This window comes from Jannaschia sp. Os4, assembly GCF_016820245.1.
In the GTDB taxonomy this organism is placed as follows: Bacteria; Pseudomonadota; Alphaproteobacteria; order Rhodobacterales; family Rhodobacteraceae; genus Jannaschia.
Genome location: NZ_JAFCAR010000001.1, coordinates 603,645 through 623,735 on the forward strand (window position 1 = coordinate 603,645; position 20,091 = coordinate 623,735).

The 20,091-nt window shown below is 74.2% G+C and carries 20 protein-coding genes; 16 read left to right on the forward strand and 4 right to left on the reverse strand.

The window, feature by feature from the left end:
* The first annotated feature begins 76 nt into the window (after positions 1 to 76).
* The 3 genes from JQC91_RS03150 to JQC91_RS03160 all read left to right on the forward strand — a co-directional run bounded on the left by JQC91_RS03150 (position 77) and on the right by JQC91_RS03160 (position 3,089).
* Positions 77 to 1,270: an MFS transporter gene (locus JQC91_RS03150; RefSeq protein WP_203285306.1), complete on the forward strand. Its 1,194-nt coding sequence runs from the start codon at positions 77 to 79 to the stop codon at positions 1,268 to 1,270.
* Positions 1,271 to 1,307: 37 nt separating this feature from the next.
* The gene (locus tag JQC91_RS03155) at positions 1,308 to 2,102 is read left to right on the forward strand and encodes an exodeoxyribonuclease III (protein ID WP_203285307.1); all 795 of its coding nucleotides are present in this window, start codon (positions 1,308 to 1,310) and stop codon (positions 2,100 to 2,102) included.
* Between the two features lie 63 nt (positions 2,103 to 2,165).
* On the forward strand, positions 2,166 to 3,089 hold the full coding sequence (locus tag JQC91_RS03160; protein ID WP_203285308.1) for a tetratricopeptide repeat protein: 924 nt from the start codon (positions 2,166 to 2,168) through the stop codon (positions 3,087 to 3,089).
* Between the two features lie 93 nt (positions 3,090 to 3,182).
* Here JQC91_RS03160 and JQC91_RS03165 read toward each other — a convergent pair whose 3' ends face one another.
* On the reverse strand, positions 3,183 to 3,557 hold the full coding sequence (locus JQC91_RS03165; RefSeq protein ID WP_203285309.1) for a rhodanese-like domain-containing protein: 375 nt from the start codon (positions 3,555 to 3,557) through the stop codon (positions 3,183 to 3,185).
* 86 nt (positions 3,558 to 3,643) lie between these two features.
* Between JQC91_RS03165 and JQC91_RS03170 the strand changes: the two genes are divergently transcribed.
* Both JQC91_RS03170 and JQC91_RS03175 read left to right on the forward strand, forming a co-directional pair.
* A complete protein-coding gene (locus tag JQC91_RS03170) occupies positions 3,644 to 4,291 on the forward strand; it encodes an LON peptidase substrate-binding domain-containing protein (RefSeq protein ID WP_203285310.1) in 648 nt (215 codons plus the stop codon).
* 62 nt (positions 4,292 to 4,353) lie between these two features.
* Positions 4,354 to 4,506, forward strand: a complete 153-nt coding sequence (locus tag JQC91_RS03175; RefSeq protein ID WP_203285515.1) for a Trm112 family protein — start codon at positions 4,354 to 4,356, stop codon at positions 4,504 to 4,506.
* Between the two features lie 5 nt (positions 4,507 to 4,511).
* On the opposite strand, the gene JQC91_RS03180 is transcribed toward JQC91_RS03175, so the two are convergent.
* The gene (locus tag JQC91_RS03180; RefSeq protein WP_238941251.1) at positions 4,512 to 5,702 is read right to left on the reverse strand and encodes an FAD-dependent monooxygenase; all 1,191 of its coding nucleotides are present in this window, start codon (positions 5,700 to 5,702) and stop codon (positions 4,512 to 4,514) included.
* Between the two features lie 79 nt (positions 5,703 to 5,781).
* On the opposite strand from JQC91_RS03180, the gene JQC91_RS03185 reads away from it, so the two are divergent.
* The 3 genes from JQC91_RS03185 (at position 5,782) to JQC91_RS03195 (ending at position 11,099) form a co-directional block, all read left to right on the forward strand.
* Positions 5,782 to 7,101 carry an amidase family protein gene (locus JQC91_RS03185; RefSeq protein WP_203285312.1) on the forward strand — a complete coding sequence of 440 codons (1,320 nt, stop codon included), beginning with the start codon at positions 5,782 to 5,784 and terminating at the stop codon, positions 7,099 to 7,101.
* A gap of 159 nt (positions 7,102 to 7,260) precedes the next feature.
* Complete coding sequence (locus tag JQC91_RS03190) at positions 7,261 to 8,454, forward strand: aminotransferase class I/II-fold pyridoxal phosphate-dependent enzyme (RefSeq protein WP_203285313.1); 1,194 nt, start codon at positions 7,261 to 7,263, stop codon at positions 8,452 to 8,454.
* 5 nt (positions 8,455 to 8,459) lie between these two features.
* Positions 8,460 to 11,099 carry a DNA translocase FtsK gene (locus JQC91_RS03195; RefSeq protein ID WP_203285314.1) on the forward strand — a complete coding sequence of 880 codons (2,640 nt, stop codon included), beginning with the start codon at positions 8,460 to 8,462 and terminating at the stop codon, positions 11,097 to 11,099.
* A 249-nt stretch (positions 11,100 to 11,348) separates the two neighbouring features.
* On the opposite strand, the gene JQC91_RS03200 is transcribed toward JQC91_RS03195, so the two are convergent.
* On the reverse strand, positions 11,349 to 11,855 hold the full coding sequence (locus tag JQC91_RS03200; RefSeq protein ID WP_203285315.1) for a GNAT family N-acetyltransferase: 507 nt from the start codon (positions 11,853 to 11,855) through the stop codon (positions 11,349 to 11,351).
* 150 nt (positions 11,856 to 12,005) lie between these two features.
* Here JQC91_RS03200 and JQC91_RS03205 point away from each other — a divergent pair, with 150 nt between their 5' ends.
* The 8 genes from JQC91_RS03205 (at position 12,006) to lpxK (ending at position 19,434) form a co-directional block, all read left to right on the forward strand.
* Positions 12,006 to 12,602 (forward strand): outer membrane lipoprotein carrier protein LolA, encoded by a 597-nt coding sequence (locus JQC91_RS03205; RefSeq protein WP_203285316.1) that lies wholly within the window; start codon positions 12,006 to 12,008, stop codon positions 12,600 to 12,602.
* Positions 12,603 to 12,708: 106 nt separating this feature from the next.
* Positions 12,709 to 14,181: a DUF2125 domain-containing protein gene (locus JQC91_RS03210; protein ID WP_203285317.1), complete on the forward strand. Its 1,473-nt coding sequence runs from the start codon at positions 12,709 to 12,711 to the stop codon at positions 14,179 to 14,181.
* Positions 14,182 to 14,300: 119 nt separating this feature from the next.
* On the forward strand, positions 14,301 to 15,644 hold the full coding sequence (locus JQC91_RS03215) for a TldD/PmbA family protein (protein ID WP_203285318.1): 1,344 nt from the start codon (positions 14,301 to 14,303) through the stop codon (positions 15,642 to 15,644).
* Positions 15,631 to 16,401 (forward strand): 3'(2'),5'-bisphosphate nucleotidase CysQ, encoded by a 771-nt coding sequence (locus JQC91_RS03220; RefSeq protein ID WP_203285319.1) that lies wholly within the window; start codon positions 15,631 to 15,633, stop codon positions 16,399 to 16,401. The genes JQC91_RS03215 and JQC91_RS03220 overlap by 14 nt, the downstream gene beginning before the upstream one ends.
* A gap of 28 nt (positions 16,402 to 16,429) precedes the next feature.
* A complete protein-coding gene (locus JQC91_RS03225; protein ID WP_203285320.1) occupies positions 16,430 to 16,849 on the forward strand; it encodes a hypothetical protein in 420 nt (139 codons plus the stop codon).
* Positions 16,850 to 16,916: 67 nt separating this feature from the next.
* Positions 16,917 to 17,159 (forward strand): DUF4170 domain-containing protein, encoded by a 243-nt coding sequence (locus JQC91_RS03230; RefSeq protein WP_203285321.1) that lies wholly within the window; start codon positions 16,917 to 16,919, stop codon positions 17,157 to 17,159.
* Positions 17,156 to 18,457 (forward strand): 3-deoxy-D-manno-octulosonic acid transferase, encoded by a 1,302-nt coding sequence (locus tag JQC91_RS03235; protein ID WP_238941312.1) that lies wholly within the window; start codon positions 17,156 to 17,158, stop codon positions 18,455 to 18,457. Before JQC91_RS03230 ends, JQC91_RS03235 begins: the two co-directional genes overlap by 4 nt.
* Positions 18,457 to 19,434, forward strand: a complete 978-nt coding sequence (gene lpxK, locus JQC91_RS03240; protein WP_203285323.1) for a tetraacyldisaccharide 4'-kinase — start codon at positions 18,457 to 18,459, stop codon at positions 19,432 to 19,434. Before JQC91_RS03235 ends, lpxK begins: the two co-directional genes overlap by 1 nt.
* On the opposite strand, the gene JQC91_RS03245 is transcribed toward lpxK, so the two are convergent.
* Entirely contained in the window at positions 19,431 to 20,090 is a 660-nt protein-coding gene (locus JQC91_RS03245; protein WP_203285324.1) for a DsbA family protein, read from the reverse strand. The two genes, lpxK and JQC91_RS03245, sit on opposite strands and share 4 nt — an antisense overlap.
* Between the last annotated feature and the right edge of the window lies 1 nt (position 20,091).

Genomic DNA, 20,091 nt, shown 5'->3' on the forward strand with positions numbered 1-20,091 from the left:
CTGCAATCATCTTCGCAGGGTCGGAGCAAGTGAAGGTTCGGTGACGGCGGGCGCCGCGCCCGCTAGGGCTCTCCCCATGCCCACGCCCGCCGCCCGCACCGTCGCGCGCCTGCCGACCTTCAAGCTGCTCTCCTCGCTGCTCTTCGCGCAGGCGACGTGGTTCCTCTACTTCCAGGACGTGCTCTCGGCGGCGGAGGCGGTGCTCCTCTACGTCGTGGCCGACCTCGCCACGACGATCCTCGAGGTGCCCTCGGGTTGGATGTCCGACCGGCTGGGCCGCCGCCCCACGCTGCTCGCGGCCGCGGCCACCGGCGCGGCGGGGTCGCTGGTGATCGTGCTGGCCGACGCCTTCCCCCTCTTCGCCCTCGGGCAGATCCTGCTCGGGGCCAGCGGCGCGCTGGTCTCCGGCACGGACAGCAGCGCGCTCTACGAGGCGCTCGCCGCCGAGGGCCGCGAGGAGGAGGTCGAGCGCCACGAGCTGCGGATGTGGCGGGCGGGGTTCACGGGCTACGCCCTCTCCGCGGTGACGGGCGGGGCGATGGCGCTGGCGGACGGGCGGCTGCCCTTCCTCGCGGGGTCGCTCGCGATGCTGGCCGCGCTGGTCGTGGCGCTCGGCTTCCACGACGCGCCCGCCCGGCAGGTCTCGGAGAAGGCCCGCCTGCGCGAGATCGGGACGGCCCTGAACCACCCCGTCCTGCGCTGGACCTTCGCGCTCGCGCTGCTGATGTACGCCTTCAGCCACGTCCCCTTCGTATTCGGCCAGCCCTTCGTCCTCGCCTCGCTGGAGGGCACCGGCTGGGGGTCCGAGGCGCCCTTGGTATCGGGCGCGGTCACGACCGCGATGATGCTGACCTCCGTGGCCGCCTCGTGGATCGCCCAGCCCCTCCGCGACCGGATCGGCCTCGCGCCAACGCTTCTCCTGGGCTTCGGCATCCAAGTCGCGCTGGCGGCGGCGATGGCATGGACGATCGGCCCGTGGGCCATCCCGCTCCTGCTGCTGCGCATGGTGCCCGACGCCTTCTCCCGCCCGTTCCTCCTCGCCCGGATCCAGCCGCTGCTCGGCCCGTCGAGCCGGGCCACCTACCTCTCGATCCAGTCCCTCGCGGGCCGCGTCCTTCTCGCCGGAACCCTGCTCGTCGCGGCGGGCAGCACGACCGGCGCGGCGGACCTGCCGGTGGACGACCTGCGCGCGATCCTCCTCGCCTATGCCACCCTCGGCACCGCGCTGTGGCTTGGCCTCGCCCTCTGGGCCGCCCGCGTCCGCCCCTGACCTTGCGACTCGGCGGGCCACCGGCCACACCCGTCCCATGCCGTTCACCCTCGCCACGTGGAACATCAACTCCGTCCGCCTGCGGGAAGGGCTCGTGGAGCGCCTGCTGCGGGAGGAGGCGCCCGACGTGCTGTGCCTGCAGGAGTGCAAGTCGCCCGTCGAGCTGATGCCGACCGCGGCCTTCGAGGCGCTCGGCTACGGGCACCGGGTCGCGCGGGGGCAGAAGGGCTACAACGGCGTGGCCATCCTGTCGAAGCACCCGCTGGAGGAGGTCTCGGCCCACGACCACGCCGACCTCGGCCACGCCCGCCACGTCGCGGCGCGCCTGCCGGGGGGCGTGACGGTCCACAACTACTACGTGCCCGCCGGCGGCGACGTGCCCGACCGCGAGGTCAACGAGAAGTTCGGCCAGAAGCTCGACTACCTCGCGGCCATGCGCGACGCCTTCCGCGCGGACCGGCCGGAACGCGCGATCCTCGTGGGCGACCTCAACATCGCGCCGCGCGAGGACGACGTGTGGAGCCACAAGCAGCTGCTCAAGGTCGTCTCGCACACGCCGGTCGAGGTCGCCGCCTTGGGCGAGACGCAGGAGGCCGGCGGCTGGGCCGACGTCACGCGCGCCGACATCCCGGACGGGCAGCTCTACTCGTGGTGGTCCTACCGCGCGAAGGACTGGGACGCCGCCGACAAGGGACGGCGGCTGGACCACGTCTGGGCCAGCGGCGACATCGCGGGCGCGGCGCATTCGTCCCGCGTGCTGCGCGCCGCGCGGGGCTGGGACAAGCCGTCCGACCACGCGCCGGTCTTCGCGACCTTCGACCTCGACCCCTGACGCGCTTGCCGGGGGGCGCGGCCCTGCCTACATCCCCGCCCGACCCCACGGAAGGACGCCCCCATGCTCGGTTTCGGTGACAGCCCGACCCCCGCCCCCGCCGACGACCTGATCAAGGACGTGGGCGAGGCCGACTTCATGGCCGAGGTCGTCGAGGCCTCGATGACCCAGCCCGTCATCGTCGACTTCTGGGCGGAGTGGTGCGGCCCATGCAAGACGCTGGGGCCGATGCTGGAGGACGCGGTCCGCAAGCAGGGCGGCAAGGTGAGGATGGCCAAGGTCGACGTCGACCGGAACCAGCGCCTCGTCCAGATGCTCGCGCAGCAGGGCCTGCCGATGCAGTCGATCCCGACCGTGGTGGGCTTCGTGCAGGGCCAGATCGCGGACATGTTCCAAGGCGCCTTGCCTCAGAGCCAGATCGAGGAGTTCGTGTCGAAGCTCGTGTCCGCCGGGTCCGCCGACGGGCTGGCCGAGGCGGTCGCCGCCGCCGAGGAGATGCTGGAGGCGGGCGCCGTGGCCGACGCCGCCCAGACCTTCGCCGCCGTGCTGGGCGAGGAGCCGGAGAACGCGGCCGCCTACGGGGGCCTCGTGCGGGCGCACCTTGCGCTGGAGGAGCACGACCGCGCCGAGGAGCTGCTGGACGCCGCCCCCGAGGCCATCGCCGCCTCCGCGGAGGTGGAGGCCGCGCGCGCGCAACTGGCACTCGCCCGTCAGGCCCAGTCGGCCGGCCCCGTGGCGGATCTCCGCGCGGCCGTGGAGGCGAACGCGGACGACCACCAAGCGCGCCTCGACCTCGCGCAGGCGCTGCAGGCGTCGGGCGACACCGAGGGCGCGGTGGACGAGCTGCTGGAGCTGTTCCGCCGCGACCGGGAATGGAACGACGACGCCGCGCGCAAGCAGTTGTTCACGATCTTCGACAGCCTCAAGCCGAACGATTCCGTGGTGCTGAAGGGCCGCCGCCGCCTCGGCTCGATGATCCTGAACTGAACGGGGCGCCCCTCGCGCGGCGCCCCCTCATCTTGCCGGAAATACCTCGGGGGTCCGCGCCCAGGTCCGCCCGGAGGGCGGACCTGGGCGCGCTCAGTCCTCGACCGGCCCGCCCTTCTCCTTCCAGTCGGGGAAGCCGCCCGCGTTGGCGAGCTTGGTGAACCCCATGTCGTGCATCGTCTTGCCGGTCAGCGCCGCCTGCCCGCCCTTGCCGCAGATCAGCACGACGTCCGCGTCGTGGGTCAGGTCGGCGTCGTGGAACGGCGTGTTCGGGTCGGCCACGAACTCCATCATCCCCCGCGGGATGCGCTTGGCGCCCGCGATGGTGCCGGTCTTGGCGATGTCGCCCGAGTCGCGCACGTCGATGAAGATCGCATCGCCGGCCCGGTGCTTGGCCACGGCGTCGTCGAACTCGATCTTGGGCACCACGGCGTTCGCCTCGTTGAGATAGTCCTGTGCGGTCTTCATGGGGGTCTCCCTGCGGTTCCTCGTGGCGGCGCGCCATCGCGCCGCGCTCCATTGCAACGCCCGATCCCCCCGCTAGGTGCCACGTCATGTTCAGCGCCGCGGACCTTCCGCCCACAATCCCCGTCTTCCCGCTGCCCGGCGCGCTGCTGCTGCCCCGGTCGCGCCTGCCGCTGCACATCTTCGAGCCGCGCTACCTGCAGATGGTCGAGGACACGCTCAAGACGCCGCACCGCCTGATCGGGATGGTCCAGCCGCGCGACAAGGCGTCCAAGACCGGCAAGACGCTGCAGGCGATCGGCTGCGCCGGCCGCCTGACCCAGTTCTCCGAGACGGAGGACGGGCGCTACATGATCACCCTCTCGGGCATCTCGCGCTACCGCATCCAGGAGGAGTTGCAGGGCTTCGCGCCCTACGTGAAGGCCGAGGTCTCGTGGGAGGGGTTCGGGCGCGACCTCGGGCGGGTCGAGACGGACGCCGCCTTCGACCGCGGCGCGTTCCTCGACCTGCTGGAGCGCTACTTCGAGGCGCAGGCCCTCTCGACCGACTGGGACAGCCTGAAGGAGGCGGAGGAGGAGATGCTGATCGACAGCCTGTCCATGCTCTGCCCCTTCGAGCCGGAGGAGAAGCAGGCGCTCTTGGAGGCGCCGGACCTGCGGACCCGGCGCGAGACGCTGCAGACGCTGATGGAGTTCGCCCTGCGCGGCGGCGGCGACGGCGAGGAGGTGGTGCAGTGAGCGACGGACCCGAGGCGACCGACGGCGCGGACGACGCCCCCGCCCACGGCCACGACCGCCGGATGCTGGAGGCGCTGGTCTGCCCCCAGACCCGCGCGCCGCTGACCTACGACGCGAAGCGCCACGAGCTGGTCAGCCGGGCCGCCCATCTGGCCTACCCGATCCGCGGCGGCATCCCGATCATGCTGGTGGACGAGGCGCGCAAGCTCGACTGAGGCGCCTACGGCCGCTCGCCGCGCAGCAGGTTCGGCACGTCGCCCGCGACTCCCGCCGCGATCCGCATGAACCCGCGCCGCAGCGGCCCCGTCCGCGACACGACCCCCATCCCGAGGTCGCGCAGCCCCCGCAGGACCGGGTCGTCGTTCGAGAACAGCCGGTTCACCCCGTCCGTCGCCAGCGCCATCGCCGTCGCGTCGAACCGCCGCCAGCGCTGGTAGCGCCGCAGCACGGGAAGCGAGCCGAAATCCTCGCCCCGCCGCCGCGCGTCGGCCACGACCTGCGCCAAGGCGGCGGCGTCCTTGACGCCGAGGTTCAGCCCCTGCCCCGCGATCGGGTGGATGCCGTGCCCCGCGTCGCCGACCAGCGCGATGCGCTCGGCCACCAGCTCCGTGGCGAGGTCGAGGGTCAGCGGATAGGTCCCCCGCTTCCCCACCAGCGACAGCGCTCCGAGGAACGACCCGAAGCGCGGGCGGAGCAGGTCGAGATACTGGTCGTCGGGCAGCGCGTTCAGCTCCTCCGCGACGTCGCGGTCCTCGGTCCAGACCAAGGACGAGCGCCGCCCCGTCAGCGGCAGGATGGCGAGCGGGCCGGCGGGCATGAAGAACTGGTGCGCGATCCCCTCGTGGTCGCGCGCGTGCTCGACCGCGCAGACGAGCGAGGTCTGGCCGTAATCCTTGCGCAGGCGCCTGAGCCCCGCGCGCTGCGCCGTCCCCGACGCCCGCCCGTCGCAGCCGACGACGAGCGCGGCCTCCAGCGCCTCGCCCCCCTCCAGCGTCACCCGGCCCGGCGCTTGGTCCACGACCCGCGCGCCGAACCGCATCTCGATCCCCTCCGCCGCGCAGGCCCGGTGGAGCGCGGCGCGCAGGTGGCGGTCCTCGACCATGTGGCCCAGCGGCCCCTCGCCCACCTCCGCGTGGTCGAGGTCGAGGAAGAGCGGCGCCGCCCCCTCGCCGGGCCGCCCGTCGCTCGCGCGGATGCCGAGTATGGGCTGGGAGACGAGGCCGTCGGTCAGGCCCAACGCGCCGAGCATCCGCATCGAGCCCAGCGCCAGCGAGTAGGCCCGCCCGTCGAACGGCCGGTCGAGGTCGGGCGCCGCGCCCGCGTCCAGCACCACGGAGCGCAGCCCCGCGGCGTCGAGGGCCAAGGCCGTGAGCGGGCCGTTCAGACCGCCGCCGATAATGATCGCGTCCATGGGGGCGATATGTGGGGGGCGGGGGTGGTTGTCCATCGCGGCGCGGCCTAGCGTCACGGCCGCGAGCGGAGGGACGGCGATGGATATGCGGTGGGCGACGGCGGGCGATCTGGGACGCGGCATCGCGGCGGGCGAGGTGGACCCCGAGGCGCTGCTCGATACGTTCCTCGCGGCCATCGCGGCGCACGAGGTGGCGGATGCGATCTACGCCCGCCTCACCGAGGACCGGGCGCGGGCCGAGGCCGCGGCGGCCGCCAAGCGGGCGCGGGACGGCGTGCGGCGCGGCCCGCTCGACGGGGTGCCGATCTCGTGGAAGGACCTGTTCGACAGCGCGGAGGTGGCGACCGAAGCCGGGACCAAGCTGCTCGCCGGCCGCACCCCGAAGGACGACGCCGCCGTGCTGGCCCGTGCGTCGCAGGGCGGCGCGGTCTGCTTGGGCAAGACGCACATGAGCGAGCTGGCCTTCTCCGGCCTCGGCCTCAACCCCATGACCGCCACGCCGCCCGGTCGTCACGACGCGGACGCCGTGCCCGGCGGCTCCTCCTCCGGCGCCGCCGCCTCCGTCGCGCACGGGCTCGCGCCCCTTGCGATGGGCAGCGACACGGGCGGCTCCATCCGCGTGCCCGCCGCGTGGAACGACCTCGTGGGGTTCAAGCCGTCCTTCGGGCGGCTCTCGACGGCGGGGACGGTTCCCTTGGTGGAGTCCATCGACGTGGTCGGCCCGCTCGCCCGCACGGTGGAGGACGCCACGCTCTGCTACGCGCTCTGCGGCGGCGACGCGGTGGACCTGCGGGGGGCCACGCTGGAAGGCACCCGCCTGCTCGTCCTCGAGGACCACGCCGACGGCGCCCGCGAGGCGCCGCGCGCGGCGTTCCGGCACGGGGTCGAGCGGCTGGAGGCGGCGGGCGCCACGGTCGAGCGCCGGACGCTCGACGTCGTGGGCGAGGCCGTCGCCCTCTCGCCGCTCCTCTTCGCCCCCGAGGCCTACGCCATCTGGCGCGACACCATCGAGGCCGCGCCGCACCTGATGTACGACCGCATCCTCGAGCGGTTCCGCGGCGGGCGCGACACGCTGGCCGCCGACGTGCTCGCCGCGTGGCGGACGCTGCGCGACCTGCGCGCCCGCTACCTCGCCGCCACCGCCGGGTTCGACGCCGTGCTGCTGCCCACCGCGCCCAACCTGCCACCGAGCCGGCGGAAGCTGGCCGAGGACGACGCCACCTACGTCGAGGAGAACCTGCTGACCCTCTCCCACACCCGCGTGGGCAACGTGCTGGACCTCTGCGGCCTGACCCTGCCCACGGGCGTGCCGTGCTGCGGGCTGATGATGTTGACCCCGTCACGGACGGAGGAGCGGCTGCTGCGCCTCGGCGCGGCGGCGGAGGCGGCGCTGGCCTGAGGGCGCCGCGACGCCGCCCCATTTCCGCCTCAATTCCCGCCGGAGTCACACCTCCCGGCGGGCCGCCCCCCTCCCGCTGGACGCGGAGGCCCCCGCCGGGGCATCCTGTCGGGGACGCGGGCCGGTCCAAGAGCTTGCGCGACCGAAGAGGCGGACAGGATGAAGGCACCAGAGCGGTTCTCCGCGCTGCCCGACTACGCGTTCCCGCGCCTGCGGACGCTGCTGGCGGACGTGCCTCCCGGTGCGTCCGACCCCATCGAGATGACCATCGGCGACCCCCGCCACGACCCGCCCGCCTTCGTGGGCGAGGTGGTGGCAGCCGAAGCCGCAGGCTTCCGCGGCTACCCGCCCAACGAGGGCGCGCCCGAGCTGCGCGGCGCCATCGCCGACTGGGTCGGGCGGCGCTACGGCACCCGCCCGGACCCCGAGACGCAGATCCTGACGCTGAACGGCACGCGCGAGGGGCTCTACAACGTCGCCATGGCGCTCGCGCCGGAGCGCAAGGATGGCCAGCGGCCCGCGATCCTCGTGCCCAACCCGTTCTACCAGGTCTACGCCGTCGCCGCCCTCTCGGTGGAGGCGGAGCCCGTCTACCTCAACGCGACGAAGGCCACGGGCCACCTGCCCGACCTCGACGCGCTGGACCTCGCGCTCCTCGACCGCACGGCGCTGTTCTACCTCTGCTCGCCCGCCAACCCGCAGGGCGCGGTGGCCTCTCTCGACTACTGGGAGCGGCTGCTGACACTGGCCGAGCGCCACGACTTCGTCGTCGTGGCCGACGAGTGCTACTGCGAGGTGTATCGCGGCCCGCCCCCGCCGGGCGTGTGGGAGGCGGTCCAGCGGGGCGGCCACGACCCGAACCGCGCCGTCGCGTTCCACTCGCTCTCCAAGCGCTCCAACCTCGCGGGCCTGCGCTCCGGCTTCGCGCTGACGGGGGCGCAGAACATGGTGCGGATGCGCCAGCTCCGTGCCTACGCGGGCGCGCCGCAGCCCTTGCCCCTCCAGATGGCCGCCGCCGCCGCGTGGGCCGACGAGGCGCATGTCGAGGCGAACCGCGCCCTCTACGCCGCCAAGTTCGAGGCCGCCGCCGACATCCTCGCCGGCGTGCCCGGCGCGGAGATCCCCGAGGCGGGCTTCTTCCTCTGGCTGCCCACGCCCGAGGGGTTGGACGGCGAGGCGGCGACGACGACGCTGTGGCGCGAGGCGGGGGTCAAGGTGCTACCCGGCGCCTACCTCGCCCGCGACACGGAGGCCGGGAACCCCGGCGACCGGTATATCCGCGCGGCCCTCGTGGCCCCGCTCGACGACACGATCCGCGGCCTCTCCCGGCTGCGCGACACGCTCTACAGGTGACGAAGATGGCGTATCAGGTCCGCAGCCGGAATCCCCTGCTCGACGAGGCGACGCAGGTGAACATCGCCCGCCGGGGGCGCGAGGGGGTGGGCGTCCTGCTGCTGTTCGCCGCGCTGCTCGTGGCCCTGATGGTCGGCACGCACCATCCGGCGGACCCGTCGTGGTTCGCCTCCACCGACATGCCGCCGCGGAACTGGCTCGGCACCTTGGGCGCGTCGATCTCCGGTCCGCTGCTGACCATCGTGGGCGTCGGCGCGTGGGGGCTCGTGATCGGGACCGCCGCGTGGGGCGTCCGCTTCGTGACCCATCGCGGGTCCGACCGCGCGGTGGCGCGGGGGCTGCTGGTGCCCGCATGGGCGCTCGCCATCTCGGCCTTCGCGTCCTGCCTCGTGCCGGGCGACGGCTGGCCGCACGACTTCGGGCTGGGCGGGCTCTTCGGCGAGACGGTCGTTGGCGCGGTGCTGACCGCGATGCCGACGCCCGCCGCCCTGACGCTCAAGCTGCTGACCTTCGTGCTGCTCGGCCTCGCCGGCTGGACCGGCTTCCTCGCGCTGGGGCTGGACCGCGAGGACGCGCGCCGGATCGGGCTGATGGCGCTGGCCGGCCTGGGCCTCGCGCTCGCGGGCATCGGCGCGCTGGGATCGGGCGCCGCCAAGGGCGCCGGGCGCGGCGCGCTCCTCGCCGCCCGCGCCTTGGCGGAGGCCGCCCCCGCGATCGAGGACGCGCCCGCGCGCGGCCCGCTCTCGTGGCTCCGCAAGGGCGAGGCGGCGCCGACCGCCGCGCCGCAGGGCTACGTCCCCGACCCCGAGGCCGCCCCCGAGGACCGCGTCCGGGGCCGCATCGAGCACGCCATCCGCGCCCGCGTCGCCAAGGCGGAGCCCGAGGCGCCCCGCGTCGAGCCGTCTCTCACCGCCGCCACCGCCGGGCGCGGCGGCCCGGCCCCGCTGATCGTGCCGCCCGCCCCGGCGATCGAGGACGGCGCGGCGACCATGTTCCGCGCGCCCGCGCCCGTCGACGAGCCGCTGGTCGAGGAGACGGACGAGGCCGACACGCCCGTGCCGGCGGCGCCCGCCCCCCGCGTGGCGGCCAAGCCCGCGACGGCCAAGCCCGCGCCCGCGGCGGCCACGACGGACGAGTACGAGCTGCCGTCGCTCGACCTCCTCTCCGATCCCTCCGGCATCGTCCGCCACGTGCTGTCGGACGCCGAGCTTGAGGCGAACGCCCGCGCGCTGGAGGAGGTGCTGCGCGACTACGGCGTGAAGGGCGAGATCGTGCAGGTCCGCCCCGGCCCCGTCGTCACGATGTACGAGCTGGAGCCCGCCGCCGGGGTGAAGGCGTCGCGGGTCATCGGCCTCGCCGACGACATCGCGCGCTCCATGTCGGCGCTGTCGGCCCGCGTCTCCACGGTGCCGGGCCGGTCGGTCATCGGGATCGAGCTGCCCAACGAGAAGCGCGAGATGGTGGCGCTGCGCGAGCTGCTCGTCACGGAGGACTACGACGACCCGAAGATGAGCCTGCCCCTCGCCTTGGGCAAGGACATCGGCGGCACCCCGGTCATCGCAAACCTCGCCAAGATGCCCCACCTGCTGATCGCGGGCACCACGGGCTCGGGCAAGTCGGTGGCGATCAACACGATGATCCTGTCGCTGCTCTACCGCCTCACGCCCGAGCAGTGCCGCCTGATTATGATCGACCCGAAGATGCTGGAACTGTCGGTCTACGACGGCATCCCCCACCTGCTGTCGCCGGTCGTCACCGACCCCAAGAAGGCGGTCGTCGCCCTCAAGTGGGTCGTGGGCGAGATGGAGGAGCGCTATCGCCGGATGTCGCGCATGGGCGTGCGCAACATCGACGGCTACAACGCGCGCGTCGAGGAGACCTTGGCCAAGGGCGAGGTGTTCTCGCGCACGGTGCAGACGGGGTTCGACGAGGAGACGGGCGATCCGGTGTTCGAGACGACGGAGGAGGTGCCCGAGCGGCTGCCCTACATCGTGGTCGTGGTCGACGAGATGGCGGACCTGATGATGGTCGCGGGCAAGGAGATCGAGGCCTGCATCCAGCGGCTGGCGCAGATGGCGCGGGCGTCGGGCATCCACCTCGTGATGGCGACCCAGCGCCCCTCGGTCGACGTCATCACCGGCACGGTGAAGGCCAACTTCCCGACGCGGATCAGCTTCCACGTGACGTCGAAGATCGACAGCCGCACCATCCTGGGCGAGATGGGCGCCGAGCAGCTCTTGGGCATGGGCGACATGCTCTACATGGCGGGCGGATCGAAGATCACCCGCGTCCACGGCCCCTTCTGCTCGGACGAGGAGGTCGAGGAGATCGTCAACCACCTCAAGAGCTTCGGGCCGCCGGAATACGCGTCCAGCGTGCTGGACGGGCCGGACGAGGAGGCGGCGTCGGACATCGACGCGGTGCTGGGCCTCGGCGGCAACACGGGGGCGGAGGACAGCCTCTACGATCAGGCGGTGCAGATCGTGGCGCGGGACCGGAAATGCTCGACCTCCTACATCCAGCGCAAGCTAGGCATCGGCTATAACAAGGCCGCGCGCCTCGTGGAGCAGATGGAGGACAACGGGGTCGTGGGCGCGTCGAACCAGGTCGGCAAGCGCGAGATCCTCGTCCCCGAGGTGCAGTGACGCGACGCCGCGCGCCGCGCGATCGAGGCCGCACGGGGTAGCGTCCGCGGGGGGGCGCCCCCGTGCAGGCGCGGGTGCGGCGCGCCGTCCGGTGCCCCGTGCCATCGAATGGTGCGGGGGAGCCGGTGAATCGAAGGGGGCTCCGCCCCCGTCGCCTGACGGCGCCTCCCCCGGGATATTTTGGCCAAGAAAGGGGCGGGCAGGGTCGTGGCCGCCGCCCGGGCGGGGCCGTCTCCCTGCGCCGCTCGGTCAGAGGCCGAGGCGGAGGACCGTGTTCTCGTAGCCGGTGCCGTCGATGACGTAGTCGGTCGTGCCGACGGCCTCGAAGCCCTGCGTGGCGTAGAAGCCGAGGGCGGGCGCGTTCCCGGAGTTGGTCGTCAGCCAGACGTGGTCCGCCCCCGCCGCGCGGGCCGTGGCGCAGGCGGCGCCGAGGAGGCGGCGCCCGAGGCCGCGCCCGTGGTGGCGCGGCTGGACGTAGAGCGTGGCGACCTCCCACGGGCCGAGCCCGGGCACCGGCGGCGCCGCGGCGGAAAGGAGGCGGACGTAGCCCACGGCGCCGTCGCGCGCGGCGGCGACGCGGAGCGTCTGCGCCGGGTCGGCGATCCAGCGGGCGAGCGTCGCGGGGGCGTAGGTCCGCAGCACGTGCTCGGCGAAGGCGGGGCCCACGCCGTGGCGCAGGTAGGTGCCGATCCAGACCTCGACCGAGAGCGCGGCGAGGGCGGCGGCGTCCGAGCGGGTGGCGGGGCGGAGGTCCATGCGCGGGGGCATAGTCTCGGCGGGCGGCGGCCGCATCCCGTCCGGCGACCGGCGCGCCACCGCATCTCCGCGCGACGCCATCGCATAGCACTGGCCATCGGGGGGGGACCGCCCCACCTTGGCCGGGACACCATCCGCACGGAGACCCCCATGCGCCACCTGTTCGCCGCCGCCCTGCTCGCCGTCACTGCCCTGCCCGCGTGGGCGCAGGAGGTCTCCATCTCGGAGATCAGCCGCTACCTCAACGGGCTGCGCTCGGCGCAGGCCGAGTTCACGCAGATCAACGGGGACGGCTCGATCTCGACCGGCGACCTGTCGATCCGGCGCCCGAACCGGGTGCGGTTCGACTACGACGCGCCCAACCGCGGCCTCGTGATCGCGGGGGGCGGGCAGGTCGCGGTGTTCGACCCCGTCTCCAACACCGCGCCGGAGCAGTATCCGCTGTCGCGCACGCCGCTGTCGCTGATCCTCGCGGAGAACGTGAACCTCGGGCGCTCGGGCATGGTGGTGCGGCACGGGGGGGACGGCACGTCCACCTCCATCACCCTGCGCGACCCCGACACGCCGCAGGCGGGCACGATCCAGCTGGTCTTCACGCCCAACCCGACCACCCTGCGCCAATGGGTCATCACGGACGACGCCGGAAGCCAGACGACCGTGATCCTCGGCGACATGCAGACGGGCGTGGGGCTGGGCAACACGCTGTTCTCGATCCCGCAGGAGCTCGCGCGGCGGGGCCTGAACTGACGGGCGCGGGCGCGGGCGCCCCCACCTTGCACATCGCCGCCCCGGCGCGAATGATGCGCGCGACCGCCCGCGCCGTCGCGCGGGGGACCTGCCGGAGGATTGCCCGATGACCCGTTCCGTCTCCCTGACCGCGCTCTGCGTCGCGGGCCTCGCCTCCCCCGCTTGGGCCGACCTCACCCCGGCGGAGCTGTGGGCGGACTGGCAGGCCACGGCACGGTCCTACGGGGCCACGCTGGAGGCCGGGGCCGTCGAGGACCGCGGCGACGCGCTGGTGCTGGACGGCATGACGCTCGCCTACGCCACCGAGGTGGAGGGCGAGGCCGTGGCCTTCGACTTCACCTACGAGGAGGTCACGCTCACCGCGCGCGACGCGCAGACCGTCGTCGTGACGATGCCCGAGCGGACCGCCTTCACCGCCTCCTCGACGCAGTTCGGCGAGACGCGCGAGGACAGCGGCACGCTTGAGCAGGTCGGCATGGAGACGGTCGTGACCGACGACGGCACGACGCGGACCTACGCCTCGACCGGCGAGCGGTTCACGCAGGTCACCAACTCCGCCCCCGACGAGGTCGCGGGGCTGCCCGCGCTGATCCAGACGGTGACGATGACCGACATCTCGTCCGTCACGACCTTCGGCGCGGCGGGCGACCCGAACGCGGTCGCCTCCGAGAGCGCCGCCGCCGGGCTGGTCGTGGACGTGCGCGACCCCGAGGGCTCGTTCTCGGTCGCCTACCAGGGCGGGGGCCTCGATCTCGACGGGCGCGGGACGCTGCCGGAGGGGACCGCCGAGGACGCGTTCGCGGTGATGAACGCGCTCGACATGGAGGTGGGCTACGGCCTCGGGCCGGCGACCTTCAAGATCGTCTCCGAGGTGGAGGGAGCGGCCTTCACCTCCTCCGGGTCCGTGGGCGCGAGCCGGACCGACGTCGCGTTCGGGGCGGACGGCATCGCCTATTCCGGCACGCTGGACGGGATGGACCTGACGGTCACGCCCGCGCCGATCCCGGTGCCGTTCCAAGGCTCGCTCGACGAGATGGCCTTCGCGCTGACCCTGCCGACGCGGGCCACGCCGGAGGCGCAGGGCTACGGGCTGCGGATGACGGTCGCGGGGCTGGAGCTGTCGGACGCGATCTGGAGCATGTTCGACCCTTCGGGCCAGTTGCCGCGCGACGCGGCGACGGTGCGTCTCGACCTCGGCGGGGACATGCGCGTGACGGGGGACCTCTTCTCGGAGGAGGCGGCCAACGCGCCGGTGCCGCCCTTGGAACCGCAGTCGCTCGACATCCGCGCGCTGGAGGTCACGGCGGCGGGCGCATCGCTGACGGGCACGGGCGCGCTGACCTTCCCGGTGCTCTTCCCGCAGCCGCAGCCCGTGGGCACGATCAACCTGCGCCTGACGGGCGGGTTCGACCTGCTCGACAGCCTCGTGACGATGGGCCTCGTCCCGGCGGATCAGGCGACGTTCATCCGGGGCATGTCCGGAGTCGTGGCCCGGCCCGCGGAGGACGGGGCGCTGGTGTCGGAGATCGAATTCACCGAGGGCGGCGGCATCGTCGCGAACGGGCTGCCGCTGCAGTGACCGGCGGGGGGCGCCGGGGCGCGGCCCCCGGCGCATTTCCGTACCATCGACGGCGCGTGCGGGTTGGATGGGCCGCGCGGGGGGCCTAGGTCGCGGGTCTGGCCCCGGAGGATGTGGACATGGACGATCTGAACGCGCTCGCGGGGCGGCTGCTCATGACCGCGACCCGGGCCGGGGCCGAGGCGGCGGACGCCATCGCGGTGGACGGCACCTCGGTGTCGGTGGACGTGCGGAACGGCGTGCTGGAGCAGGCGGACCGCTCCGAGGGGGTGGAGATCGGCCTGCGCGTGCTGATCGGGCGGCGGCAGGCTTGCGTGTCGGCCTCGGACGTGTCGGACGCGACCTTGGGCACGATGGCCGAGCGGGCCGTGGCGATGGCGCGCGAGGCGCCGGAGGATCCGGGCGCGGGGCTGGCCGACCCGGACCAGCTGGCCGCGGGCGTGGACGCGGCCGCGCTGGACCTCGTGGACGGGGCGGAGGCGCTGTCGCCTGCAGACTTGCAGGACTGGGCCGTGCGGGCCGAGGCGGCGGCGCTGGCCGTGGACGGCGTGACGCAGGTGAGCGGGGCGGGCGCGGGTCGCGGCGACCGGCGGGTCTGGATCGCGGCGACCAACGGGTTCGCGGGCGGCTACCGGCGGACGGGGACGTCGCTGTCCTGCGTGGCGATTGCGGGCGAGGGGCTGGGGATGGAGCGGGACTACTACGGCGACAGCCGGGTGCACCGCGCGGACCTCGACGACCCCGAGACGGTGGGGCGCATGGCGGGCGACCGGGCGGTCGCGCGGTTCGGGGCGTCCAAGCCGCCGACCGGCGCCTATCCGGTGGTCTACGACGAGCGGGTGGCGGGCGCGCTGATCGGGCACCTGCTGGGCGCGATCAACGGGACGAGCGTGGCGCGGGGCGCGACCTTCCTGCGGGGCGCGATGGGCGAGCGGGTGCTGCCGGAGGGCATCGACCTGCACGACGACCCGACCATCCCGCGGCTGTCCGGCTCCAAGCCGTTCGACGCCGAGGGGCTGCCCGCCATGCGGCGGGCCTTGGTGGAGGACGGGGTGCTGCGGTCGTGGGTGCTGGACCTCGCCACGGCGCGCAAGCTGGGGCTGGAGAGCACGGGCAACGCCTCGCGCGGGACGTCGGCCCCGCCGTCCCCATCGGCGGGCAACGTGCGGATGACCCAAGGGACCCGGTCGCGGGACGACCTGCTGGCCGAGATGGGGACGGGCCTGCTGATCACGGGGATGATCGGGTCGAGCGTGAACGCGACGACGGGCGACTACTCGCGCGGGGCGTCGGGCTTCTGGGTCGAGAACGGCGAGATCGTGCGGCCCGTCAACGAGTGCACGGTGGCGGGGAACCTGCGGGACATGCTGCGGACGGTGGTGCCGGCGGACGACGCGCGGCTGCACGTGGGCCGCGCGGTGCCCTCGCTGCTGGTCGAAGGGCTGACGATTGCCGGAGCCTGACGACCTCGCGCTGCTGGTCCGCGCCGCCGAGGTCGCGGGCGAGATCGCGATGCGCTGGTTCGGGCGGGTGCGCCCCCGCGACAAGGGCGACGGGCAGGGGCCGGTCACCGAGGCCGACCTCGAGGTCGACGCGACCCTGCGCGCGATGCTGACCGAGGCGCGGCCGGGCTACGGCTGGCTGTCGGAGGAGAGCGTGGACGGGCCGGAGCGCCTGACGCGCGACCGGGTGTTCGTGGTCGATCCGATCGACGGGACGCGGGCGTTCATCGACGGGGCGAAGGACTGGGGCCATTCGCTGGCGGTCGTCGAGCATGGGGTGCCGGTGGCCGCCGTGGTGCTCATGCCGGTGCGCGGGACGACCTACGCCGCCGCCGCCGGGCGGGGCGCGACCAAGGACGGGGCGGCGATGGCGCCCTCGGGGCGCGGCGCGCTGGAGGGGGCCACGGTCTTGGGGGCGAAGGCCAACTTCCGACCCGAGCGGTGGCGCGAGGTGCCGCCCGTGGAGCGGACGTTCCGCTCGTCGCTGGCCTACCGGCTGGCGCTGGTGGCGGAGGGGCGGTTCGACGCGATGATCACCCTACGCCGCGCGTGGGAGTGGGACATCGCGGCGGGCGCGCTGCTCTGCGCGGAGGCGGGGGCGGCGGTGACGGACCGGCGGGGCGGGCCGCTGCGGTTCAACGGGGTGGAGGCGCTGCTCGACGGCGTCGTCGCGGGGACGCCGGCGGTGCATGGCGGGCTGATGGAGCGGTTGGCGTGAGCGTCCGTGATCGCCGGTCGTGAGGCGCTTGGCCCTTCCGCTCGTCGTCGTCGGCGCGGTGGGCATGGGCGTGGCCTCGATCCTGCCGCCATCGCTGGATCGGAAGACGACCGAGCATCCATCGGTCGCGGCGATGGACGAGGCGGCGCGCTCTTGGGTGCCGGGCTGGGTGCCTCATGGTGCCGAGCGCATCCGGCTCGTGCGGGACATCGATACGAACGAGGTCTGGATCGCGTTCGCTTTGTCGCGCCGGTGGGAACCGCCGGAAGGCTGCGCGCTGGATGACGAAGCGCTCGGGCGGGTGCGGTCCGGCGGGACCCGGGATCGAAGCCTTTGGCAGGGGGTGCCACGGTGGTGCGCCCCGGACGGGTCGGCGGTGTTGCTCGGGCCGGACCGGACGGGACGCTGGCGCGGATATGCTGCGGGCGACGCGGTGTTCGCGGGGTGAACCCCGCCCTACCGTCCGACGGACCGCTCGGCTAACGGTCGGACGAACGCACAACACGGAGGCCCCCATGGTCCAGCGCCTGCACCTCGTCTTCGGCGGCGAGCTCGTGAACCCCTCGTCGACCCAGTTCGCCGATCCCGGGAAGATCGACATCGTCGGCATGTTCCCCGACTACGCCAGCGCCTACGACGCATGGAAGAACGCCGCGCAGCGCACGGTGGACGACGCCCACGCGCGCTACTTCATCGCGCATATCCACCGCTTGCGGGACGAGGAGACCGAGGCCTCCCCGACGGAGGAACTGGGCTGACCAAGACGTCCAAGCCGGGGTTCTCCCCGCTCCTCGCCGCCTATCTCGCCTTCTCGAAGCGCGGCGCCCGCTGGGGCGCCCGCACGCTCGAGAAGCGCCTCGCGGGGGGCAAGGAGGACCCCCACCGCCTGCCCGAGCGGCGGGGGACGCCGTCGCTGCCCCGCCCCGAGGGGCGGCTCGTCTGGCTGCACGCGGCCAGCGTCGGCGAGAGCGTGTCCGTGCTGGAGATGATCCGCCGCATGGGCGAGGACGACCCGGACCTGCACTTCCTGCTGACGACGGGGACGGTGACCTCGGCCGCCGTGCTGGCGGACCGGATGCCGCCGCGCTGCGTCCACCAGTTCGTGCCGCTCGACGTGCGCCCGTGGATGGCGCGCTTCCTCGATCACTGGCGCCCCGACCTCGCCGTCTTGGCCGAGGGCGAGATCTGGCCCGCCCTCATCGTGGAGGCGGAGGCGCGGGGCGTGCCGCTGGCGCTGATCAACGCCCGGATGACGGAGCGGGCCTTCCGCCGCTGGCGCTGGGCGCCGCGGGCGGCGGCGTCGCTGCTGTCGCGGATCGCCCACGTCCAAGCGCAGGAGGAGGACACCGCGCGGCGGCTGCGGCTCCTCGGGCTGCCGGAGGCGCGGCTGGAGGTGACCGGCACGCTCAAGGAGGGGTCGGCCGCCCTGCCCGCCAGCGACCGGGAGCTGCGGCGCCTGCACGACGCGCTGGACGGGCGGCCCTGCTGGCTGGCCGCCTCGACCCACGACGACGAGGAGGCGGCCTGCGCCTTCGCCCACCGCCGGGCGCTGCAGTCGTGGCACGCGCTCCTCCTCGTGCTGGCCCCGCGCCACCCCGACCGCGCCCCCGAGATCGTGCGCGCCCTGCGCCAGACCGGGTGGAAGGTCGCCCAGCGCTCCGCGGGCGAGGCGATCCAGCCCGAGACGCAGGTCTACGTCGCCGACACGATGGGCGAGATGGGCCTGTGGTACCGGCTCTGCCCGGTGTCGTTCGTGGGCGGCTCGCTCGTGCCCGTGGGCGGGCACAACCCCTACGAGCCCGCCGCCCTCGGCTCGGCCATCCTGCACGGGCCGCACGTCCACAACTTCGCGGAGATCTACGAGCGGCTGACCGAGGCGCGCGCGGCGGAGCGGGTGGACGACGCCCGCGCCCTCGGCCCTGCCCTCGCCCGCCTGCTGGAGCCCGACCGCGCGGCGGAGATGGCCCATGCCGCGTGGGAGGTCTGCTCGGCGGGGGCGGAGGTGACGGACAAGGCGATCGACCTGCTCTTCGCGATGCTGGACGGGGTGGACTGATGCGCGCGCCGGGCTTCTGGTCCCGGCCGCCGGGGGCGTGGTCGGCGCTCCTCGCCCCGCTGGGGGCGCTCTACGCCCGCGCGACCGCCCGGCGCGTGGCGCGCGGCGGGGCGCGGGTCGGCGTCCCCGTGATCTGCGTGGGCAACCTTTCGGCGGGCGGGACGGGCAAGACGCCGACGGTGGCGTGGCTGCTGGGCCTGCTGGCGGCGCGGGGCGTGGCCGCCCACGTGGTGAGCCGGGGGCATGGCGGGTCGCTCGACGGGCCGGTGCGGGTCGAGCCGGCCCGCCACGGGGCGGCGGAGGTCGGGGACGAGCCGCTCCTCCTCGCGGCCTTCGCGCCGACATGGGTGGCCAAGGACCGGCGCGCGGGCGCGGAGGCCGCCGTGGCGGCGGGCGCGCGGGCGGTGGTGCTGGACGACGGGTTCCAGAACCCCACGCCGGCCAAGGACCTGTCGATCGTCGTGGTGGACGCGGAGGCGGGGTTCGGCAACGGGCGCGTCATCCCGGCGGGGCCGCTGCGCGAGCCGGTGGAGGCTGGGCTCGCCCGCGCCGACCTCGTGCTGAGCATCGGGCCGGAGGCGGCGCAGGCGCGGCTCGTGGTCCCCGGCGCCGTGCCGCGCGTGCGGGGGCGGCTGGCGCCGCTGCGGACGGGGATGGACTGGCGGGGGCTGCCGGTCTTCGCCTTCGCGGGGATCGGGCGCCCGGAGAAGTTCTTCGACACGCTGCGGGGCCTCGGGGCCGAGGTGCGCGGCACCGCCGCGCTGGCCGACCACCAGCCGCTCACCCCCGCCCTCCTCAAGCGGCTGGGCGAGCGGGCCGCGCGGCTCTCGGCGCAGCCGGTGACGACGGAGAAGGACGCGGTGCGCCTGCCCGCCGCCCTGCGGGGCCGGGTGCTCGTGCTGCCCGTGCGGCTCGAGGTGGAGGACGCCGCCCCCGTGGAGGCGGCGCTGGACCGGCTGTTCGGCGCGGCGCCCTAGGCGCCCGCCTCCTCCACGAGGCGCCCGAGCTGGGCGATCCCCATGTTGCCCGCGTGCATGTCCCCGTTGATGAGGAAGGAGGGGGTCGAGCGGATGCCGTCGCTCTGCGCGTTGGCTTGGTACCACGCGACGAGCGCCTCGGCCTGCGCGGCGTCCGTGAGGCAGGCGTCCGCCGTCTCGGCGTCCAGCCCGGCCTGCGCGCCGATCCGCTTGATCGAGGCCGCGACGTCCGCCGCGTCCGCCTCGCGCGCCCATCGCGACTGCTGCTGGTAGAGCAGGTCCGCCACGCCGAAGAACCGGTCCGGCCCCGCGCAGCGCGCGATCATCGACGCCCACAGGCCGTAGCGGTCGAAATACACCTCGCGGTAGGTGAAGTGCACGCGGCCGGTGTCGATGAACTGCTCGCGGAAGTCCTTGAACGTGTCGCGGTGGAAGTCGGCGCAGTGCGGGCAGGTGAACGAGGCGTACTCGATCACCTTCACCGGCGCGTCCGGGTCGCCGAGCGTCATCTCGGCCACGTCCGCCGCCTGCGCGTTGGCCGCGCCGACCACGTCGAGCGTCGGCAGGGCGTCGCCGCCCCGGTTGAGCCACGCATAGCTCCCGGCGGCGGCGAGGCCGGCGGGGATCAGCAGGAGCGCGTCGCGTCTGGTGGGCATT

Bases quoted from the DNA above. Each gene is read 5' to 3' on its own strand.
- JQC91_RS03180 (WP_238941251.1), bottom strand. From the start codon at position 5,702: ATGGACGCGATCATTATCGGCGGCGGTCTGAACGGCCCGCTCACGGCC.
- JQC91_RS03205 (WP_203285316.1), top strand. From the start codon at position 12,006: ATGCGCCACCTGTTCGCCGCCGCCCTGCTCGCCGTCACTGCCCTGCCC.
- JQC91_RS03165 (WP_203285309.1), bottom strand. From the start codon at position 3,557: ATGAAGACCGCACAGGACTATCTCAACGAGGCGAACGCCGTGGTGCCC.
- lpxK (WP_203285323.1), top strand. From the start codon at position 18,457: ATGCGCGCGCCGGGCTTCTGGTCCCGGCCGCCGGGGGCGTGGTCGGCG.
- JQC91_RS03230 (WP_203285321.1), top strand. From the start codon at position 16,917: ATGGTCCAGCGCCTGCACCTCGTCTTCGGCGGCGAGCTCGTGAACCCC.
- JQC91_RS03150 (WP_203285306.1), top strand. From the start codon at position 77: ATGCCCACGCCCGCCGCCCGCACCGTCGCGCGCCTGCCGACCTTCAAG.
- JQC91_RS03160 (WP_203285308.1), top strand. From the start codon at position 2,166: ATGCTCGGTTTCGGTGACAGCCCGACCCCCGCCCCCGCCGACGACCTG.
- JQC91_RS03200 (WP_203285315.1), bottom strand. From the start codon at position 11,855: ATGGACCTCCGCCCCGCCACCCGCTCGGACGCCGCCGCCCTCGCCGCG.
- JQC91_RS03245 (WP_203285324.1), bottom strand. From the start codon at position 20,090: ATGCCCACCAGACGCGACGCGCTCCTGCTGATCCCCGCCGGCCTCGCC.
- JQC91_RS03170 (WP_203285310.1), top strand. From the start codon at position 3,644: ATGTTCAGCGCCGCGGACCTTCCGCCCACAATCCCCGTCTTCCCGCTG.
- JQC91_RS03190 (WP_203285313.1), top strand. From the start codon at position 7,261: ATGAAGGCACCAGAGCGGTTCTCCGCGCTGCCCGACTACGCGTTCCCG.
- JQC91_RS03185 (WP_203285312.1), top strand. From the start codon at position 5,782: ATGGATATGCGGTGGGCGACGGCGGGCGATCTGGGACGCGGCATCGCG.
- JQC91_RS03195 (WP_203285314.1), top strand. From the start codon at position 8,460: ATGGCGTATCAGGTCCGCAGCCGGAATCCCCTGCTCGACGAGGCGACG.
- JQC91_RS03155 (WP_203285307.1), top strand. From the start codon at position 1,308: ATGCCGTTCACCCTCGCCACGTGGAACATCAACTCCGTCCGCCTGCGG.
- JQC91_RS03175 (WP_203285515.1), top strand. From the start codon at position 4,354: ATGCTGGAGGCGCTGGTCTGCCCCCAGACCCGCGCGCCGCTGACCTAC.
- JQC91_RS03210 (WP_203285317.1), top strand. From the start codon at position 12,709: ATGACCCGTTCCGTCTCCCTGACCGCGCTCTGCGTCGCGGGCCTCGCC.
- JQC91_RS03215 (WP_203285318.1), top strand. From the start codon at position 14,301: ATGGACGATCTGAACGCGCTCGCGGGGCGGCTGCTCATGACCGCGACC.